Origin of the sequence: Chitinophaga sp. YR573 (assembly GCF_900110995.1) — a bacterium.
Taxonomy (GTDB): Bacteria; Bacteroidota; Bacteroidia; order Chitinophagales; family Chitinophagaceae; genus Chitinophaga.
This window is the reverse complement of the sequence record NZ_FOJF01000003.1, coordinates 274,867-295,468: the sequence shown is the minus strand read 5'-3', so window position 1 is coordinate 295,468 and position 20,602 is coordinate 274,867. Positions and strand designations below refer to the sequence as shown.

The window sequence follows — 20,602 nt, the reverse complement described above, 5'->3', positions numbered from 1 at the left end:
AATAATAAGGGTTATCCTGAAATACTACGTCAAATTTTTTGTGTAATTACCTGCTTTCCAGACTAAACATTTCGGCTAATAATTCATAAGAACGGAAGCGATCTTCTGCCTTGTCCGCCATAGTAGATACAACTATTTCTTCTACACCATATTCCGATGCCAGCTTCAGTAAACGGGCTTTTACCTGTTCCGGTGTTCCTGAAACAACACGGGCTCTGTTAGCTAATACACGTTGTAACTCCTGATCAGTATATTCATAATCCCTTACCTCTTCATAAGTAGGATATACCTCAAACTGGCCTTTCTCATAGCTTAACAGGCGGTAGTCCATCATTGCCTGTAGCTCATCTGCTTTCTCCTGCGTATCTGCACAGAATACAAAAATACCTACGTTGGCTTGGGGTTCTTTCATGAATAAAGACGGTACAAATCTTTCCCTGTATGCTTTTACAGCCTGCGGCCCACCTACCGGGTAAATGAAATGTGCGAAAGATAATGCCCAGCCATGACGGGCTGCCAACAATCCACTTTCACCGCTGGAAGTCAGCATCCATAACCCTGGCATCGTATCTATATGTGGGATGGCCTTTACTTTATCATGTACTGTACCAGGCTCTCCGGTTTCTGTGAGATAGGCTTCCAGGTCTATTACCTGCTGTACAAATTCACGGGGTTCAAAGTTATTGGAAGGATTGAGGATGTGCGCTGTTAGTCTGTCCCCTCCTGGTGCGCGGCCAATGCCTAAGTCAATACGACCGGGATACAGCGCTTCCAACAGACGAAAATTCTCTGCTACTTTTAATGTGCTGTGATTGGGTAGCATAACACCACCGGAACCCAGTCTTATATGCTTCGTAGCGGCAGCCAGCCGGGCTATCAGGATCTCCGGAGAGGCACCGGCCAGAGAACGGGTGTTATGATGCTCAGAGAGCCAATAGCGGGTGTAACCTAGCCTGTCTGCCAGTTGCGCCAGTTTCACGCTTTCCTGCAAGGCTTCCACCGCATTGCTGCCTCTTCTGATGGGAGATTGATCCAATACGCTGAGTCTTAGTTTATTCATTTGATTCCAGAATTATCGTTCCAAAATTAAGGAATTATAGATAAAGAGGGATATAAGCAGTACTATCCCCGATGAAAGCGCTGGCTGGTATTAGATAACGGGCTGTTTTAGATTGTTGAGGCCGGGAGTTTTAACAGTGTACAGAAGAACCGCTTAAAAGAATCAGCGGTTTTGCTTTCTTCTTCTGTAAACAATGATTACGATTGTCGCGACTATGGCCACGATAATCATTTTAATTACTGGGCCTAAGTCAACTGTAATTAAATCCATTTTAAGAATTTCTGAAGTGATTTGATATATATACCCGGAGCTGTTCCAGGGCCTTTTTCCTGAATCGAATTTATCTTTTTTCCCATAAAAAAAACTGTGGTAAAGGTTTTAATTTTTTAACCTTTAACACAGTTTCTTATTGAATGGATAGATCTAAAACGAATTGATCGCTTCTCCCAGATCATAGACAGGTGTTTTCCCATGTAACACAGCATCTACTATGCTGCTGCCAGCAGCACTGCGATAGCCACCGGCACAATGTACTACTACAGGTTTATCTACAGGTATAGTATCTGCTTTTTCCCTTAACTCATACAGAGGTATATTGATAGCGTTGCTAAAAACAGGATGTGCTTTTACTTCTGCGGGATTACGTATATCTATGATCGTATACTTACTTGTATCTGCTTTAAATCTGTCAAGATCTATCAATCCCATTGAAATATTTCCCTTATCACCTGTAAATGCTTTTTTGATAAACCCTTCATAACCTATTTTAGTAGTCTTTTTTATCACTGTCTCCAATGCTGCATCATTCTCTGCTAACAGGTAAAAAGCCTCTCCGGGAGCAACTATACTTCCTAACCATGTTTCAAATTTACCCCCATCCTGTAAGTTAATGGCTCCGGGTAAATGTGCTTCTTTAAAAGCAGCAGCCGGTCTTGTATCTATCAAAATAGTATCCTCATCATCAGGAATACCTCTTACCACTTTACTCAATGCTACATTCAGCTTCTCCGCCCCTTCCTTATTTACACTCACATCATAAGGAAAATACACAGGTACAAAAGGTTGTTCTGATATCAACTCCCGCACAAAATCTTTTTCACTCATCACCTGTAAACTCCAGTTAGTTAAAGTCTCTTCACCAATACTACTACTCGCTGCTTCACTCAACGCTTTACCACACAAGGTACCTGCACCATGTGCAGGATAAACGATCACATCATCATCCAGCACCATCAACTTATCTCTAAGAGAATAATACATCTGCCTTGCTAAATCTTCTCTCTTAGCACTTACAGCACCTGTATTCTCCCTTAAATCCGGACGACCGCAATCACCTATAAACAACGTATCACCAGTGAATACTGCTTTATCTTTCCCATTCTCTTCCAGCACTATAGAGATACTATCGGGAGAATGCCCCGGTGTATTCAGCGCCTTTAATTTTATCCCGGAAAGATCAATAACATCTCCTTCATCAAACGCCTTATGCGGATAACCCGCTTCCTGCAAAGCAGAACAATATATAGTAGCCCCCTCAGTCTTAAATAACTCCAGATGTCCGCTCACAAAATCCGCATGCGGATGTGTTTCTATCACCGCTACTATCTGCGCCCCATGCTCTTCCGCATATAAGATGTAAGGTTTTACATCACGGGAAGGATCAATCAAAGCAACAGTCTTTCCGCTTAATACAGCATAAGAATAATGTGCCAGTCCTTTATCTTCAAATTGTTGAATCTTCATATAAATAATTAATGTGTTAATGATTCTCTGAACTTCCCATATACCCAGGTACCCAGAATAGCACTCAGCAATGGAACAATAATAACAGTCGCTCCTGTACCTATCTGGGCAAACAGGGGGCCCGGACAGGCCCCCGTTATTGCCCAACCTACACCAAATATTAAACCACCATATACCTGTCCCTTGTTAAATATCTTTGTATGAAAGTGAATATCCTCACCACTAATCGTTTTAATCTTAAATTTTTTAATGATAAATACTGAGATCATCCCAACGAATATAGCACTGCCAATAATACCATACATATGAAAAGATTGCAGCCGGAACATCTCCTGTATCCTGAACCAACTGATCACCTCAGATTTTATAAACACGATACCAAACAATATACCTACTATAAGAAATTTTACATTCCGATATAACATCATTATAATTTTAAAATATAAGGAAGAATAAGATTAGCCGTCACAAACCCACCAACCATAAAACAAATCGTCGCCACCAGCGAAGGCCATTGCAAAGTAGACAACCCCATAATAGTATGTCCACTGGTACAACCTCCCGCATAACGCGTACCAAAACCTACTAAGAATCCTCCACCGATCATCATCAAAGCTCCTCTGAGCGTAAATAAGGCAGACCAGTTAAACAACTCCGTTGGTACCAGCGAATGATAATCATGAATCCCATAACCCGACAATTCATTCACAAGCGCAGGATTAACAACCACAGGCCCGGGATGCATAAAATAATAAGTGATGAAACCACCCATTAAGATCCCCGCCACAAAGAAAAGATTCCATATTTCCTTCTTCCAGTCGTACTGAAAAAAAGGGATCTTTGCCGGTATACAAGCCGCACACACATGCCGCAAAGAGGAACTGATACCAAATGACTTATTCCCTAACAATAACAAAGCAGGTACTGTAAGTCCTACAAGTGGCCCTGCTACATACCATGGCCAGGGCTGTTCTAAAAACGATCGCATAAACATGATTAAATGATTTCATGAACAAGAATATATACCCCCATCAGCAATACAAACCAACCAAAGACTATTTTCAGCTTCCCTCCCTGTATCCTGGGTACCAGCAACCCTCCCAGCATTATTCCAACAACCGCTATCAACGCTATCTTCAGCAGGAAAAACCAATCGATGTGATAATGTCCCAGATCCCCTAAAAATCCCGATAAAGAATTAAATGCAATGATAAACAAAGATGTACCTACCGCTTTTTTCATAGGCAATTTTACCAGCATCACCAGCGCAGGTATCAATAAAAACCCGCCACCGGCACCTAACAATCCTGTTACAATACCAATCCCCACTCCATACAATACAAGCCTGAATAAATTCCTGCCCGGCACTACATGCTCCTTTGTTTTACTGAAGATCATAGACAACGCAGCTGCCAGCATCAATATGGCAAATAAGGTCATCGTTACAAGAGACCATGTAACCGTAAAATGCCCCAGTGTAAACAACTGTTCAGGAATAGCAGGAATGATAAATTTACGTGTAACAAATACCGTTATAACAGAAGAGAGACCAAACAATACAGCCGTATAAAAACTTACGTCTCCTTTGCGGTAGCTGCCATATGCCCCTATTAAACTGGTACTGCCAACAATAAACAATGAATAGGAAGTCGCTAAAACAGGAGTGATCCCAAAGATATATACCAGTACCGGTACCGTGAGAATAGAGCCTCCGCCCCCTATCAGACCAAGAGAAATACCAATTAATAACGAAGCCAGATAACCAAATATGACCATTGCACGATGTATTATACATGCAAAGCTCGTGGAGTTAACAATGATTGACGGTGACTAAAGTCACAGGAGTTCTATATAGTTTCTGAACAGGCGGACCTTCTCCCGCTGTTCCAGCTTTTTAAGCAATCTGGAAATCACTTCCCTTGAAGAATTAAGGTCAGTAGCTATTTCATTATGGGTGATATACAACTGACTGGAACCTAACTTTTCTTTCTGATTTTCAAGATAAGTAACCAGCCTTTCATCCATAGACCTGAAAGCAATATTATCAATGATCACCAGCAATTCCTCAAACCGTGAACGGTAAGTTTCCACTACAAATGAATACCAGCTTTTAAAATCCTGCATCAATGATTCCATCATGGCCACAGGCACCATCAGCACTACACTGTCTTCCAGTGCTTTGGCCATTACACCGCTTGTCAGTTGCTTCTGTGCACAAACCATAGACAAGGCACAGGCATCCCCCGGCTCCAGGTAATACATAAAAAACTCACCCCCTTCCTCTCCTTCACGGTAAAGCTTTAAACGCCCTTCCAGTACCAGCACGGTAGAACGGAAATACTGCCCCGTCTGTATCATCGTTTCCCCTTTTAATACAGATTTCATCGTACTATGTTCTGCTATCTGCTTACGCAGATCAACCTCAAACTGTGGGAAATATTTATCGAGATAATCATTAACCATGCTGTAAATATAATATTAAAAGCTCCGCCGGCATAAAAGCCAACGGAGCTTATCAGACATATCCCCCTATTATTTTTTCTCTACAACCAGGCACACCACCGACATAGCCGGTAATGTCACCTTCACACCCTGCTGTGCACTGGCAGAATATGCCTTCAGCGTAGCATAGCTATCAGGCCCTCCGGCCACACCGGAAGGCCCGGTGCCATTTACAAACACTTTCCTCGAAAAGCCTGTAACACCATCCCCTCCCGTTAATACATACCAGTAATAACGGCTACCGGGATTAAAATTCTTAAAAGCCAGCTGTACGCTTTTCGCACTAACAGCCTTGTTCACCAATGTAACCGATACCTCTCCGGAACCAAAAGTAGACCCGTATGCATTGATACCGGCACTACTATCTGCTACCGTTGCATTTATATACCGGTCGCCCAGGTTCTTCTGGAAGAAATACATGTAATAGAATACCGGTCTTGGTGCCCATTTTGTTTCACCGGAAGCAGCTTCACCCTGACTAAACAACCCATGATCATTCCCGTTATCCCAGCTATTAGCAAGGTCCCAGCGACTGGCCATACCAAACTTATTCTTCATCAGTTCTCCCAACACCATCACTGCGTGCATACCCGCTACCTGCGATACCATCTGCTGAGAGCCCACTGCAAAGATGTTCCATTCAGTTAATGCCACCGGCTTAGACGCAACCCCAGCTGTTGTTAAGGATAATGACACATAATCAGAGATCGCCTTTGTAACAGCCACCGCAGACGCCAGTACTTCCGGCGGATTGGAGTTGGTATTAAAAGGCGTATAGTAACTATGCACAATAAAGAAATCTGCTGTACTACCCGCCTGTTTCAATACGCCACTGTTCCAGCTTTTATCTGTAGCTGTAGCCCATGATGCCGGCTCATGTTCCAGTAACTGTCCGCCTATATAAATGGTTTTACCAATTTCCGAAGCCGCTTTACGCATAGAGTCTGCATACACCTTAAAATGTCTGCCATAGAGATCTCCTGTCACCAGCTGCGGCTGACCATCTTTATTCTGTGTTACATCTATCCTGTACCCGGCCTGCCAGGTACCATTACTCTCATTCCCTATTTCCCAGTATTTCGTACGTCCGTTATCATACCGTACCCAGTCGGCCGCCAGATGAGCTGCCGCAGCCACAGGATCAGTCCCCGTACCATATCTGGCGTACCCGTAATTCACCGTGATAATACCCTCGTTACCGCTTTGCTGTAACATCTTGTAGTAATTATCCAGTGATAACGTCCAGCCGTCTGTAGTACCACCATACCAGTAACCAGGATCTATACTGTTCCCGTCAGCATCATTAATTTTATCCGGAGCATCCGCAGGCTTATTGCCTGATGTGGTATTCCAGAAATAAACGCTGCTCAGATTCCCGCCCGGAAAGCGGATAATACCCGGATGTAACTTTGTGATATGCCCCATTAATGCCGACTCGGTCACCATCTGGCTCATATACAGATTACTGTTATTCCCGAATAATGAAGGAGATACTTTCGTTACCACGGTAGATGCATCTACTGTCACCGTATAAGTAGCTGAGGAAGGCGGTGTCATTTCTGTATAAGCAGGTGCTGTAAAACTCTTTTGTACCCACTCATTCATAAAGAAGCCAATACTACTTGCTACGGAAGGATCCGATGGGATCACCACCGTTCCCCCTATCGTATCTGTACCACCGTTTCCGCTTTGTTTGTCTGAAGTACCCTTATTACATGCTGGAAAAATCATGAGTGCCATGCAAAGGAACCTAATACCGGGAATTTTTCTCATCTGATATATTTTATTTTACCTTAACGATCCTGAAATTATCATACGCTGCATTATACACATCTACCGCAGCGGCTTCTGTGATAAAACGATAACCAAATGCAACTACCCCACCAGTCTTTAACAGGTTGCCCATTGTCATAGCACCAGCGCCGGTACCTTCTACAGTATTACCATCTGCATCTTTAGCTGCTGTTTTAAAATCAGACAACAGGACCGTAACAGTCTCCCATGTATTTCCGGTATTAAATGAACCACTGGTTTCATCTGCCCATGGCATATACCGGTATGCATAATTATCACCCAACCGCAGCACATTCACGCCGGCAGTCCAGGGTTCTTTCGTATTTATCTCAAACTTCAACGCATAATTACTGGCCTGTTCAGACATCACAGCTGCTGTAAAAATAGTAGACACATCGCTGAAATTACCGGAACGGTTACCATTCCACCAGGCCACGTCTTTAGCTCCTACACCACCAAAAATATTCTGCAGGTAAGCGCCTCTCGTACCAGGGAATAATGTAGCGTCGCTGGTCCTGTTAGCACCCCACCAGCCCCAGTTAAATACCGGATCTTCTCCCGCTTCACCAGCGTTCGTCAGGTTGCTGATCACATCCCCGCTCTGATGGTCATTTAAAGGCCCGTCAGACCACGTTGTACCAAATTTCGCTACAATGACCAGGCGGCCTGTATCAGTGCCAAGGTCCGGCATCAGCAGCCCTACTCTTGAACCGGCATCATTACCGGCAAAGTCAGTGATCTCTCTGCCACCAGGGAAAACAAGCTTTTCTATCAGCCATAAGTTGGCCCCGCGAATGATCAGGGAATCTCCCGGCATCGCATTCTCATTAGAAATAGCCCAGATGGCCGGAGGCGGAATATCTATAACGAAACTATAAGCCGTTTCTCCATGATTTGTTACAATACGTATCTTATTAGGCACATTCGGGTCCGTCGCTTCTGTAGGTGCGTTACTCGGGATCGTCATGATGATATGCGTACTGGTATTATAAGTAGGATTAAAATAGGCTGATTGTCCGTTAAAAGACACCGTTACAGCCCCGCTAAGGTTCTCCCCTGTGATCAGGATCAAAGTACCCGGTAAAGCCCTTGCAAAGGTGCTATCTGTCTTTGTTGAATCCAGCAGGCTCACCCCATTAATAATTGGCGGACCAGATACATCGTGATCTTTGGAACATGATAACAGCAGGCAGAAAACTACCGGCAGAAAAAACAGAAAATTATACTTAGTCATAACGTTTCTTTTTTTAGATTAAAACTTGTAAGGCACCGGTGGTTTTCTCAGATTAGGCGCAGCCGTTAATTCTGATGCCGGGTATGGTATCATGAAATTACTTTCTGATACAGGATAATAAGCCGGAACATCAGAAGTAACTGTCCAGGAAGTAGCATTGGTAGCCGCATTGGCAACAATCCTGTAAGTACCTTTATCCTGATTTTTCAGTATAGTAAGGGCCTTGGCAGGATCATAATAATGGAGACGTACAATATCATACCATTGCTGTCCTTCCATAGCCAGTTCCAGTCTCCTTTCATTATAGATATCATCCCAGGTGATCACTGTTTTAGCCGCTAATCCTGCCCTTGTACGTACCGCATTATAATACTTCAGCGCCTGTCCGTCTCCTGTAGAAGGATTATTACCCAGCAACGCTTCTGCATAGATCAGGTATACTTCTGCCAAACGCAACATGTAGGTATTTATTTCTGTATGCTGCTGGGTTACTTTGCCATCATTATCTTCCGGACGACCTACCACATATTTTTTCACCCAGGCGCGTACGTTATACCTTTCAGTTCCTACATAATTCCAGGGAACCTGTAATTCCTGTATGATTTTTTTACCGGGATTATTCGGATCATCTACTGATTGATGTATATAGGAATAATGATCTCCCGGGAACATAAACGTTGCCTTACGACGCTTATCAGCAGGATCATATTGTTTCAGCATGTCGTAAGAAGCGCCAATGTCTCCGCCCCATCCATCACCAAAACCAGTGATATCAGAACTATAAGCCAGGAATGCCTGCACACTGTTTTGTGTTCCCCAGTCGCCATCATATTTCCATTGTAAAGCGAACAGACTTTCAGGGTTATTATTGTTCTTCATCAGGAACAGGTCTTCGTAATTCGTCATCAGTGAAGCACCACTGTTCTGAATCACATCATTGGCATACCATGCGGCACTGTCCAGGTCCGATTGGTTACGACTGCCACTTGCTCCAACACCTGCGCGGGTCAGGAACATCCTTGCCAGCACACCTTCTGCGGCCCATTTTGTTAAACGGCCTTTCTGTAAAGGAGTAGCCGGTAAATTCTGTGCGGCAAAACGTATTTCGCGGATCACAAACTCCCATACTGTTTCCACTGTATTCCTCGTGATGGAAGTATCTGTGAGCAGTACATTATTATTGGTGATAACAGGTACAGGGCCCCAGTTCTGCACCAGGTAAGCATATGCCAGTCCTCTCATAAAACGGCCTTCTGCAATACCCGCCTGTTTTACATTTTCCGGTACAGAAGACGCAGTATATTTTGTAAGGTTATTGATTATCATATTCGACTGTGCCACTACATTGAAGAAGGAGTTCCAGGAACTGGCTACTTCCGGTGTAATATCAGTCGTTTGCATCCGTATATTATCTATTTCATACGAGCCGGACATCAGCAATCCGCCTCTGCCATCCCCAATACCATGAGATGATTTATCATTCCAGGCAAACCATACAATATTATATAGTGGTGCAGTACCTGCCAGCACCTGATCGGACGACTGATAAAAGTTAGCGTCTACAATAGCATCCTGTGGCGGCCTGTTAAGAAAGTCTTTGCTGCAGCCAGCCAGTATGATTATTATGAATACAAGATATATTCTGTTCATGATTTTAATTTTAATGGGCTTTAGAAATCAACCGCAACACCAGCGGAATAAAGCTTTGTTAACGGATAACGGCCTGCATCCACACCAATGAGCTGACTGCTCAGCTGTACTTCCTTACCCAGGTAAGCGCCTACTTCCGGATCATATCCTTTATACTTTGTAAAAGTGGCCAGGTTCTGCACACTGGCTGTTATACGCACTGCTTTTACTACATTCTGCATACGCAGTAATGTGCGTGGCAGGTTATAACCCAGTTGTACATTCTTAATCCTGATATAGGACCCATCTTCCACAAAATTGTTAGTGAAACGGTTACCATTACCATTCACATCATTACCTGTTATCCTCGGTATGGTGGCATTCGGATTAGTCAGATAAGGCTTGCTGTCCTCTCCTGCCACACGTGCGTAACCAAATGTTTCTGCAAACAGGTTCCTGCCCAGATTAATATTACTTGGATTGGTATTTTCAAAACGCAGATAATTGAAGATGTCATTACCCTGTGCACCGGTTAACAGCACACTCAGATCGAACCCTTTATAAGAGAAGGTATTCGTTAAACCGAATGTCAGTTTAGGCCATGGATTTCCGATGAAAGTCTGGTCCCTTGAATCGATCACATTATCACCATTCAGGTCTTTATATTTGATATCTCCTACCCAAACACCCCCTTCTTTTGCTACAGGTAACCTGCTGCCATCAGACTGTGTAGGGATAGCGCTGCTGTTGATTTCATCAAGTGATTTAAACACGCCTTCAGCAACGTATCCGTAGAACTGCCATGGTGCCTGTCCTATTACAGACCGGGCAGTAAAGTTATTCATATACCAGGCGCTCCTCGACAGGAAAGCAGCATCAGAATAGAACTTGGTGACCTTTGTTTTGAAGGAGGAGATATTGAAATTCGTTCTCCATGTAAATCCACTCTTGTTGTTAATATTCACGGTATTCAGGGTGATACCGAAACCCTTATTCTGCATTGCGCCAATGTTCACAACCGGCGCATTTATAGCTCCTTCTCCCTGCGTACCCATATAAGCCGGCAATGGATTAGGCATTAACAGGTTATTCGTTTTCTTTATATAGAAATCACCTTCCAGCTGAATTCTATCTTTCAGCACCGCCAGGTTAAACCCGATGTTTTTGGTTTCAGTAGACTCCCATTTCAGATTAGCATTTCCATACTGACCGGTACGGAAACCAGCACCCCAGGGGGTAGTCACTGCGGATAAAGCTGAATACTGCGCTCCACCGCTACCATTATTACCGGTAGTACCAATTTCTGCGCGGAGTTTCAGTTCATTGATAAAAGGTATCCCTTTCATGAATGGCTCTTCCGTCAAACGCCATGCTGCGGATACAGAAGGGAAAAATCCCCACCTGTTGTCAGAACCAAAGTTGGACGATCCATCTGCCCTGCCGGCTAATTGTACGATGTATTTATTATTGTAAGAATAATTCACACGGCCCAGGTAAGATTCCAGCGCACCGGACCCTTTACCACTTCCTACTATTTGCCCCAATGAATTACCCAGGTTCAGGGATTGTATATCATTGCTGCTGAAGCCGAAACGCTGTATAGAGAAACTCTGGTAATCCCAGGCCTGCGCTTCATGGCTGGCCATTACACCAAAGCTGTGTTTCTTAATATCCTTATTATATTGAAGCAGTTCATTCAGGTTCCAGTAAAAGTTCCTGTTATTACTCACTGCTAAGTTGGCTGTTTCGTTAGAATTATAACCCAGCTGGTAAGTAGGGATAAACTTGCTGCCATCCGCATATTCAAAGTTGCCATTGAAGCTGGTACGGAAAGTCAGCCCTTTGATGATGTTCACTTCTGCAGAAGCACCACCCAAACCACCGGTCCTTTTGTAATTATTGTTGATAAGGCTTGCGATAGCCACCGGATTTAAAGGTGCATACTTGGCATTGCTGCCAAATTCGTTAGAAGTTGCACCACCCCAGCTGCCATCAGGATTCTTTACAGGAATATTAGGGGCCAGGTTGATCGCATTCCTGATAACGTCTTCACTGGAAGATGCCAGTTTTTCTTTGGTTTGATAAAAATTGAGTGATGTACTCAGTTTCAACCATTTGAATGACTGGTTATCCAGGTTCAGGCGGAAAGAATAACGATTGAAATCAGAGCCTATTGCCACCCCATCCTGTTTAAAGTATTCACCGGACATATAGAAAGTGGTCGTATTGGACCCACCACTTACTGCCAGTTGATGTTTCCGCAAAGGAGCCGTTTGGAACAGGGCGTTTTGCCAGTTGGTACCCGGCCCTAACACACTTGGGTTTTTAAACTCCGCTGTAGGGGTACGGTTTAGCAATACAGCCACCTCATTGTTCATTTGTGCAAATTGCGGGAGCGTCATGGTAGGTAATGCATCCGGTTTACCCTGTTGCGTGTATAAGAAGTTGTAACTCACTTTTACCTGCCCGGATTTACCCCTTTTGGTGGTCACCAGTACCACACCATTTGTTGCTCTGGACCCATACACTGCGGTAGCGGAAGGCCCCTGCAGGATTTCCATCGACTCTATATCAGAAGGATTAATCCCTGCCAGCGCATTCACAGAGCTGGTGTTTCCATAAGAAACAGTAGCTGGCTGCATCTGCACCCCGTCAATTACATACAACGGTTCATTGGTGCCACTTAACGTATTGACACCCCGTATGTTCACGGAAATGCCACCACCGGGCTGCCCTGAGTTCTGTGTAACATACACACCTGCTGCACGGCCCTGGATAGCCTGGTCAAGTGTGGAGTTAATAGTTTTGTTGATGTCTGCTGAAGTAATAGATACCTGGGCGCTGCTCTGGTCTGTCTTCTTCATTTTACCGTACCCTACCACAACTACATCGTTCAGTGTACGGTTGTCTCCTTCCAGACTAATACTTACGGTACCGCTACTACCTACCTTCAGTTCCCGGGACATAAAACCCATTGACGTAATGACCAGTACCTGGCCAGGTGATGCGGAAATCGTAAAGTTGCCCTTGTCATCTGCTGCAGTAGCTGTTTTTGTACCCTTTACAAAAACTGTCGCCCCGGGAATAATTAATCCTGTTTCCCTGGCAGTGACTGTACCCTCAATTTTGTGTACTAAATTTTGTCCTCTGGCTGGCATATTATATGCACAGACGGTAACCATTACCCATAAGATCAGGTAAAATGTTCCAGTAATACTGGCTCGTTTCATAGCGTAGTGATTTTGGTATGCTAATTCATAAGTGGAAATAATACTTTCATAACGATGGGATAAATATATCCTCATACGGCAAGAAACAGGGTTGCCCGTTGTGTATTATTTAAGGATAAAATGTTGCGTGAGGGGTATTAAATGTATACTTAGGAGGTAATTTCAGTTACAATGACTATTTACGCATCGCAGCCACGTATGCGGAAGGCAGCATATGATAGGCCATTTTAAAGTATTTGGTAAAGTATTTAGGATTATTAAAACCGACTTCATAAGCTACTTCCGTGACATTCATGCCCGTTTTCGACAGCAATTGTGCTGCCCGCTGTAACCTGATCGTTCTGATGAACTCGATAGGTGTAAGTCCGGTAAGGGAAAATACTCTCCGGTATACAGATACCCGGTTCATACATAACTCCCGGCTTAGCTCTTCTACGGAAAAAGAGGTATTGGAAAGATTCTTTTCCACTATATCCAGCGCTTTTTGCATAAAAATCTCATCCGGAGTAGGTACATGTGAGCTATCTGCCACCTCTGGCTTCCCGATAACATGTTTTACCGCTACCTTACGAATAAGGATATTATTGATCCTGGATAACATGATCTCAAAGTTGAATGGCTTCACCATATAATCGGAAGCTCCTGTTTCCAGTCCCCTTAACTGCTCCTCCTCCCCGGTCATGGCAGTTAATAAGATCACCGGGATCTGCCGGGTACGATTATCCTCCATGATCTTCTTACACAGTTCTAACCCATCCATCACCGGCATATTGATATCACTCACTACCAGATCGGGATGTGCAGATAAGGTCGCCTGCCATCCGGCCCGGCCATCCACCGCTTCTATTATATTATAATACGTTTTCAGGTTCTCCTTCAGGTAAAAACGGAAATCGTCATTATCTTCTACCAGCAGAATTGTTTGTTTTCCTGCTGTAGGTGTCAGCACAGGCACTTCCCTGGTCCTTGCTTCCAAAGGAGGTATGGTAGTGACCACCGGCGGCAACAGCACAAACGGTAACCTCAGTGTAAAACAACTGCCCTTGTTCACTTCACTTTCTACGACAATAGTACCCTGGCATAACTTCACGAATTCTTTCGTAATCGCAAGTCCTATCCCGCTTCCCTGGTTCAGGAAGCCTCCGGGAGTATCACTCTGGAAAAACTGCTCAAAGATCTTGTCCTGCCTTTCTTTAGGTATACCGATACCCGTATCCTTTACCTTGATCTCCAGCCACGTTTTCCCCTCAGTTTCATTGACATCGGCCTGCAGGGTGACTGTCCCCCCTTCCGGTGTAAACTTAAAGGCATTGGATAACAGGTTGAATAAGATACGCTCTACCTTATCCTGGTCGAACAGGGTATATAACGACTTATTATTCACCGCAAAAGAAAAGGCGATCCGTTTTCTTTCTGCCAGATCAGTAAAAGAGCTGGCTACCTCTTCCACAAAACGGGTAACATCACCTGGTACCGTTGCCAGCTTTAATTCATGCATCTCCATTTTCCGGAAGTCCATCAGCTGGTTCACCAGGTTCAGTAATCTTTTGGCATTACGACGTATCAGGTGCAGTTTCTCTTTATCAGTATCATCCTTTGCATGTGTAATGATTTCTTCCAGCGGTGCCAGGATCAGTGATACCGGTGTCCTGAACTCATGACTCAGATTCGTGAAGAGTTTAATCTTCATGACGTCCAGCTCATGCAGCTGCTGTGATTCCCTCCGCTCCTGTTGCAGTGCAAAACGCCTGTGTGCACGCGTGATTACCCGTCTTCTCATAAAGAATAAGACCGCTATAACCAGCAGCCCGTAAAGGATATAAGCGACAGGTGTTTTCCAGAAAGGGGGTAAGATTTTGATTTTCAAGGTAATTCCCTCTTCATCCAATGATTCGTCATCATTGATTGCTTTCAGGTGTAGTATATAATCACCGGGATTGATATTGGTATAAATGATCCGCCTGGTTTTACCATCTGTGGTTAACCATTCTTTATTAAAGCCTTCCAGTTTATAGGCATACTTATCCTTATCTGTATTAAGGAAATTTAAGGCTGCAAAATCAATGGAAAAATCATTTTCATTATACCGGAGTACGATCTCCTTTGTTTCCGGTAATGCTACCGGCAATATGACACGGTTTTGCAGTTTTTCATTTACATCAATCATCCTGTTAAACAACTGCAAACCGGTAAACACCAGTGAAGGCACCTTTTTATGCTGTTGTATATCTGCCGGCTTAAAGATATTAAAGCCATCTGCCCCTCCAAATACCAGCTCTCCGGATGTTAACTTTAAAGCAGCATTCACATTAAATGCTTTTCCCTGCAAACCATCTTTATCATCGTAATTCCTGCAATGGATCGTAATCCCGTTATTCCCCTGCTGTACCGTGATTTTCCCCAATCCATTGGAAGTACTTACCCATAAATGATGCTCATTATCTTCCAGGATACTGATGATATTATTGTCCGGTAATCCATCCTCTACCCTAAACGATTTGAATTGCTGCGTAGTGGGATCAAATACATTCAGTCCTTCTCTGGTACCTACCCACATATTCCCTTTACTATCAGATAAAACCGAACTCACATTGTCATTACTTAACTGGTGAGTGGAATGCAGATAATGCACAAAAATCCCTTTGGCTTTATCAAGTACATCCACCCCATAGGCAGTCCCTATCCAGAGATCTCCGTTTTTATCTTCTGCGAAAGCAGAGATATAATTGGAATGTACAGAATTAGGAAGATTGACATTATTATGATAGAAAATGCCATTCCCCGGATCAAATCTGTCCAGCCCTGCTCCTAAAGTACCTACCCAGAAATTATTCCGCTGGTCCTTGTATGTTTTCCACACCGATTTACCGGCAAGGCTGTTCTCATCCTTGTCATCGTGCCTGTAATGCGTAAATTTACCATTCCGGTAATAATCCATCCCTCCGAAATAATAACCTATCCAGAGGTGGTCATAACTATCTACACGAAGACTGAGAATTACATCAGTACTGAGGCTGTTATCATTCCCCGGTTCGTGTTTAAACCGGGTGAATGTATTGGCTTTACGATCAAAATACATCAGCCCACCACCATTGGAACCGATCCATAAATTCCCTTTCTTATCTTCCGCAAAACAATTCACATCATTATAACTCAGGCTTTGCTTCTCTGCATTTTTATGCCTGTAAAGACTGAATTTCTTCATGTCCTCTGCACAATAGCTGATGCCTCTTTTATAAGTACCACACCAGATAATGCCCAGGTTATCTTTGTACATCGCATAAATCGCATTCTCTGCAACACTTTTTGCATCTTCTTCACTATTCATCAGGAAACGGGAAGTGAATGTATGCCTGTTTACCACATTAATGCCACCATGGTCAGTCCCTATCCACATCTCTCCCTGATCATCCTCTATTATACTGTTAACAACATCATTATTTAAAACACCATTTCTACTGGATAATGGTTTTAAAATACCTGTAACAGGGTTAAAATAAAGCACACCGAAATCAGAACCGGGCATATATACCCATATATCATCTGCTGAATCAATAAAAAGCTTTAATGTAATAGGGGGTTTTGTGATGAAGCCGGTAAATGCCTGACTGTAAAAAGTAGTTTTACCGGAATGTATATCCAGCATTTCCAGGTCCCCATTCATGTACAGGATAACCAGCCTGTTTCCCGAAGTCACATTCAGATCTGCAATCTTGTTTTTCCGGATAAACCTCACCACTTTCCCGGCGCTATCAACCCGGTAAAGTCCCTCATTCATAAAGGCTATCCAGAAAGTGTTGCCAGTTTGGGTGATACACCTCACCCCATAACCAGGTAATCCTGCTTTTTGCAGCCAGGAAGCCCCATCTGAAAACTGTTCTGTTACAGGATCATATAAATTGTCCCCATTCCTGGTTTTTATATATAATTTATTCCCCGGAGCGGGATAAATATTATCTACGAAATCATCAGCCAATGAAATGGAATCGGCCGGACTATGGTGAAAGATTTTAAAGGTATAGCCGTCATAGCGGTTTAGCCCGCTCAGTGTACCAAACCACATAAACCCTTTAGTATCTTTATAGACACAGTTTATCTGGTTGTTGGAGAGTCCGTGGTTGACATTCAAAGACGAAAACTCTTGTGCATCGGCATAGTTCACCACAAAAAGCAACAGTGGAATCAGGTATATCTTCTTTAACATGGAATTGCTATCAGCTCTTATACAAGATAAGAATTTAACTTCATTCCGTATCTATAGGATTCATCTTCTTGTAATAATTCTGTACCGCCCTGATCTCCGCCCAGGTAACCGTATCTCCTAATTTAGCCTTTATAGGAGAAGAAGAGGCTACCCCCATTTCCTTTACCAGAGGAAGTATCAGAGAGATTTTCTTTTCATCTATGAATTTATCCAGCTCCAATTCCCCGAAAGCCACCGCATCCGCCAGATGACTTTCCACGGTACTTACCGCCAGCGAACGCTCTGTAGCGATCTCCTGCAGGGTTTTCCCTCCCAGGAAAAGCTCCAGGCTACCACGCCGGCTGCTACCGGCTTCTGCCTTCTTCTTTTTCTCCTTTACAACAGCTTCTTTTTCTTTGGAAGCAGGGCTGCGTAATGAACTATAATCCGGTAATCCTTCATTAAATGTCAGTTCTCCGAAACGGGCATGCAGGAACAACTCCAAACGGTTCCACAGGAATGTTTCCAGACTACCCAGCTGTACAACGTACTTCTTAATTTTAGGGATATCTTTTACGATATCTATCTCACGCTTTAAAGGTTTAATAAGGCTTTCATAGATATCCTGTGTGAAATACGCGATCGCTTTATTCACACGTTCCTGTAGTAATGCTGTTTCTCCGGTACGTAATACCTCTTCTACCAGTGGTTCCAGTTGCTGACGGAATTTCATTCCCACCTGATGCAGTTGTGCCGCCCGCTGTTGCATGTTACGACTCAGTGTCATTGCACTCTCCATCCCATTCATCTTCTTATCTCTTAGCCAGGAAGCATGCAATTGCAATTCTGTGAGGATTTTTTCCGCACCAAACAATTTCACCAGCTGCCCTGCCCAGAAAACCTGCTTCTGACTATCCAGCTCATCTTCCAGTCTGTCTGTGTTTTCAGACTTGGATGAATACTCCTGCACCTGCAGATCTGTTCTGATAGCCCCCGGGTGAATACGGGAATGGAGTACCAGTCCTTCCAGGGAAGTACAGCGGCTCAAAGCCACATACACCTGCCCCGGAGCAAATGCATTCCCTACATCGATAATAGCCTTTTCGAAAGTGAGCCCCTGGCTTTTGTGGATGGTAATAGCCCATGCCAGCCGTATCGGGTATTGTGTAAAACTGCCCAGTTCTTCTTCATCCACACTGTTCTCCGCTTTATTCCAGGAGTAGCGGATATTGCGCCATGTCTCCTTTTCCAGGATCAGCGTTTCCTCACTACCTGCCAGCGTCACCACTATTTTATCCTCGTTGATCACCGATTTCACCGTTGCCAGTTTCCCGTTGAAATAACGGCGGGGTTCGGCAAGGTCATTTTTGATAAACATCACCTGTGCACCGGGTTTAATCTGCAACACCATATCCGTAGGCAACGCCTTCTCACTGAAATCCCCTTTTATCTCCCCTTCAAAACGGTGCAGGTTGCCTTGCATGGCAGCCAGTCTGGCCGCATTGATCTCATCAGCACGCCTGTTATGTGTAGTTAATACGATATACTGGTCACCCTCTCCGTTAAATTTGGGATCATAACGTTCGTTCAGTGTTTCCAGCTGTTCCCAGTCCAGTGTACTGTTACGCACTCCATTCAACAGGTCTATGAACGTAGCTTCATTCTGACGGTAAATCTTTTTCAGTTCTATATACAACGGCGGAGATTGCCTGATCACTCTTGCATCAAAAAAGAACACACTTTCGTAATGTTCTTTCAGCATACGCCACTGATCATCCGGCATTACCGGAGGTAACTGGTAAAGGTCACCGATATACAGCACCTGCACTCCACCAAAAGGCAGCAGAGGCTGGCTTCTGAAATGACGCAGAATAGCATCTATAGCATCCAGTGTATCAGCACGTACCATACTCACCTCGTCTATGATCAGCAGTTCCATTTCACGCAGCAGTTCTTTCTTCTCGTAGTTGAAGCGGATATTGCGGAACAGCGCATGTGCATCTGTCACCCCGTTATCTACCCCAAAAAGATGCGCACCGGACGGTACATAAGGCCCAAACGGCAACTGGAAGAATGAGTGCATGGTTACCCCGCCTGCATTGATTGCAGCAACACCTGTTGGCGCGACTACTACCGTATTTTTGGTAGTATGCTCCTTGATATATTTCAGGAAGGTAGTCTTCCCTGTACCGGCTTTACCGGTTAAAAAAAGATGGCAGTTGGTGTGATTGATGTAGTCTGCCGCCAGATGGAACATAGTATTTGAGGTATCCGGTTGTGGCATATAGATAATAAAAATTAAAGATGTCGAAATTAAGGAAAATTTGATCAATGATCTCATTCACTTTTTGAATACATGCATTACATGATGATAATAAAATAAATAATACGGTTATAATGCAATGTTTATTTAAAATATAAGTAATCGTTTAAGCTCGCTTACATATTGATAATCAACAAAGTAAATTTTTTTATACTGGGAAAAAATTGTAATATGCATTGTCTGATATGCAATAAAGCAATATTCCACAGAAGCACTCTGTACCTACACGAGAATGCTGTACTAAGCGTATATCCCCCAAGAATCCATAGTCAAATATATAGTGAACAAATCTCTATGCGATGATGAACAGTCATTGTACTTCCTTATGCGCAATTATTATTTCTTTCATACTGAAAATTTAAATGAACATGAAAAACAAACTTTTCCTAACAACTTTTATGCTGGCGGGTATAGCAACCGGTGTGCATGCTCAGGAAACTGCTTCTGCCACTGCTACCGCCACCATCGTAACACCTATCAGCATTACTAAGGACGTTGATATGAACTTTGGTAATGTTGCCGTTCAATCCACAACAGGTGGTACAGTAGTATTAACACCTGCAGGCGGACGTACCAGAACAGCTGGTGTTACACTACCTACCACTACGGGAACTGTCACTGCTGCATCCTTTACCGTAAACGGTACCGGCGCTTACACTTACACTATTACGCTGCCTTCTTCAGCTCATACAATCAGCAGTGGCGCTAATACTATGACAGTAACAGCGTTTACCAGTACTCCATCAGGAGCCGGTGGTCAGCTGAGTGGCGGAACACAACAATTAAAAGTAGGAGCAACATTAAATGTTGGAGCTGCACAACCTTCAGGCGTTTATGTTTCAGATACTCCTTTTGATGTAACTGTAAACTATCTATAACTAACCATATCCTATACCGGGTGCGG

At 43.7% G+C, this 20,602-nt stretch carries 13 protein-coding genes; 1 reads left to right on the top strand and 12 read right to left on the bottom strand.

The genetic code is table 11. The features are described from left to right. Nucleotides 1–46: 46 nt before the first annotated feature. The 12 genes from BMW86_RS27550 to BMW86_RS27495 all read right to left on the bottom strand — a co-directional run bounded on the left by BMW86_RS27550 (nucleotide 47) and on the right by BMW86_RS27495 (nucleotide 19,659). A complete protein-coding gene (locus BMW86_RS27550) occupies nucleotides 47–1,060 on the bottom strand; it encodes an LLM class flavin-dependent oxidoreductase (protein ID WP_089786276.1) in 1,014 nt (337 codons plus the stop codon). Nucleotides 1,061–1,483: 423 nt separating this feature from the next. Then, entirely contained in the window at nucleotides 1,484–2,803 is a 1,320-nt protein-coding gene (locus tag BMW86_RS27545; protein ID WP_089786274.1) for an MBL fold metallo-hydrolase, read from the bottom strand. Nucleotides 2,804–2,811: 8 nt separating this feature from the next. Continuing rightward, entirely contained in the window at nucleotides 2,812–3,231 is a 420-nt protein-coding gene (locus tag BMW86_RS27540; RefSeq protein WP_089786272.1) for a DUF6691 family protein, read from the bottom strand. Next, nucleotides 3,231–3,791, bottom strand: a complete 561-nt coding sequence (locus BMW86_RS27535; protein ID WP_089788188.1) for a YeeE/YedE family protein — start codon at nucleotides 3,789–3,791, stop codon at nucleotides 3,231–3,233. The genes BMW86_RS27540 and BMW86_RS27535 overlap by 1 nt, the downstream gene beginning before the upstream one ends. 8 nt (nucleotides 3,792–3,799) lie before the next feature. After that, complete coding sequence (locus BMW86_RS27530) at nucleotides 3,800–4,579, bottom strand: sulfite exporter TauE/SafE family protein (protein ID WP_089786270.1); 780 nt, start codon at nucleotides 4,577–4,579, stop codon at nucleotides 3,800–3,802. Nucleotides 4,580–4,639: 60 nt separating this feature from the next. After that, nucleotides 4,640–5,266 carry a Crp/Fnr family transcriptional regulator gene (locus BMW86_RS27525; protein WP_089786267.1) on the bottom strand — a complete coding sequence of 209 codons (627 nt, stop codon included), beginning with the start codon at nucleotides 5,264–5,266 and terminating at the stop codon, nucleotides 4,640–4,642. Between the two features lie 69 nt (nucleotides 5,267–5,335). After that, nucleotides 5,336–7,078 carry an alpha-L-arabinofuranosidase gene (locus BMW86_RS27520; protein ID WP_089786265.1) on the bottom strand — a complete coding sequence of 581 codons (1,743 nt, stop codon included), beginning with the start codon at nucleotides 7,076–7,078 and terminating at the stop codon, nucleotides 5,336–5,338. Nucleotides 7,079–7,088: 10 nt separating this feature from the next. Further along, nucleotides 7,089–8,333 carry a glycan-binding surface protein gene (locus BMW86_RS27515; protein ID WP_089786262.1) on the bottom strand — a complete coding sequence of 415 codons (1,245 nt, stop codon included), beginning with the start codon at nucleotides 8,331–8,333 and terminating at the stop codon, nucleotides 7,089–7,091. A gap of 18 nt (nucleotides 8,334–8,351) precedes the next feature. Continuing rightward, complete coding sequence (locus tag BMW86_RS27510) at nucleotides 8,352–9,983, bottom strand: RagB/SusD family nutrient uptake outer membrane protein (RefSeq protein ID WP_089786260.1); 1,632 nt, start codon at nucleotides 9,981–9,983, stop codon at nucleotides 8,352–8,354. Nucleotides 9,984–10,003: 20 nt separating this feature from the next. Then, entirely contained in the window at nucleotides 10,004–13,192 is a 3,189-nt protein-coding gene (locus BMW86_RS27505) for a SusC/RagA family TonB-linked outer membrane protein (protein ID WP_089786257.1), read from the bottom strand. Nucleotides 13,193–13,367: 175 nt separating this feature from the next. Further along, entirely contained in the window at nucleotides 13,368–17,396 is a 4,029-nt protein-coding gene (locus BMW86_RS27500) for a hybrid sensor histidine kinase/response regulator transcription factor (RefSeq protein ID WP_089786255.1), read from the bottom strand. A 40-nt stretch (nucleotides 17,397–17,436) separates the two neighbouring features. Beyond that, on the bottom strand, nucleotides 17,437–19,659 hold the full coding sequence (locus BMW86_RS27495) for a helix-turn-helix domain-containing protein (RefSeq protein ID WP_177189422.1): 2,223 nt from the start codon (nucleotides 19,657–19,659) through the stop codon (nucleotides 17,437–17,439). A gap of 407 nt (nucleotides 19,660–20,066) precedes the next feature. Between BMW86_RS27495 and BMW86_RS27490 the strand changes: the two genes are divergently transcribed. After that, nucleotides 20,067–20,576: a DUF4402 domain-containing protein gene (locus BMW86_RS27490; protein ID WP_089788186.1), complete on the top strand. Its 510-nt coding sequence runs from the start codon at nucleotides 20,067–20,069 to the stop codon at nucleotides 20,574–20,576. Nucleotides 20,577–20,602: the final 26 nt, after the last annotated feature.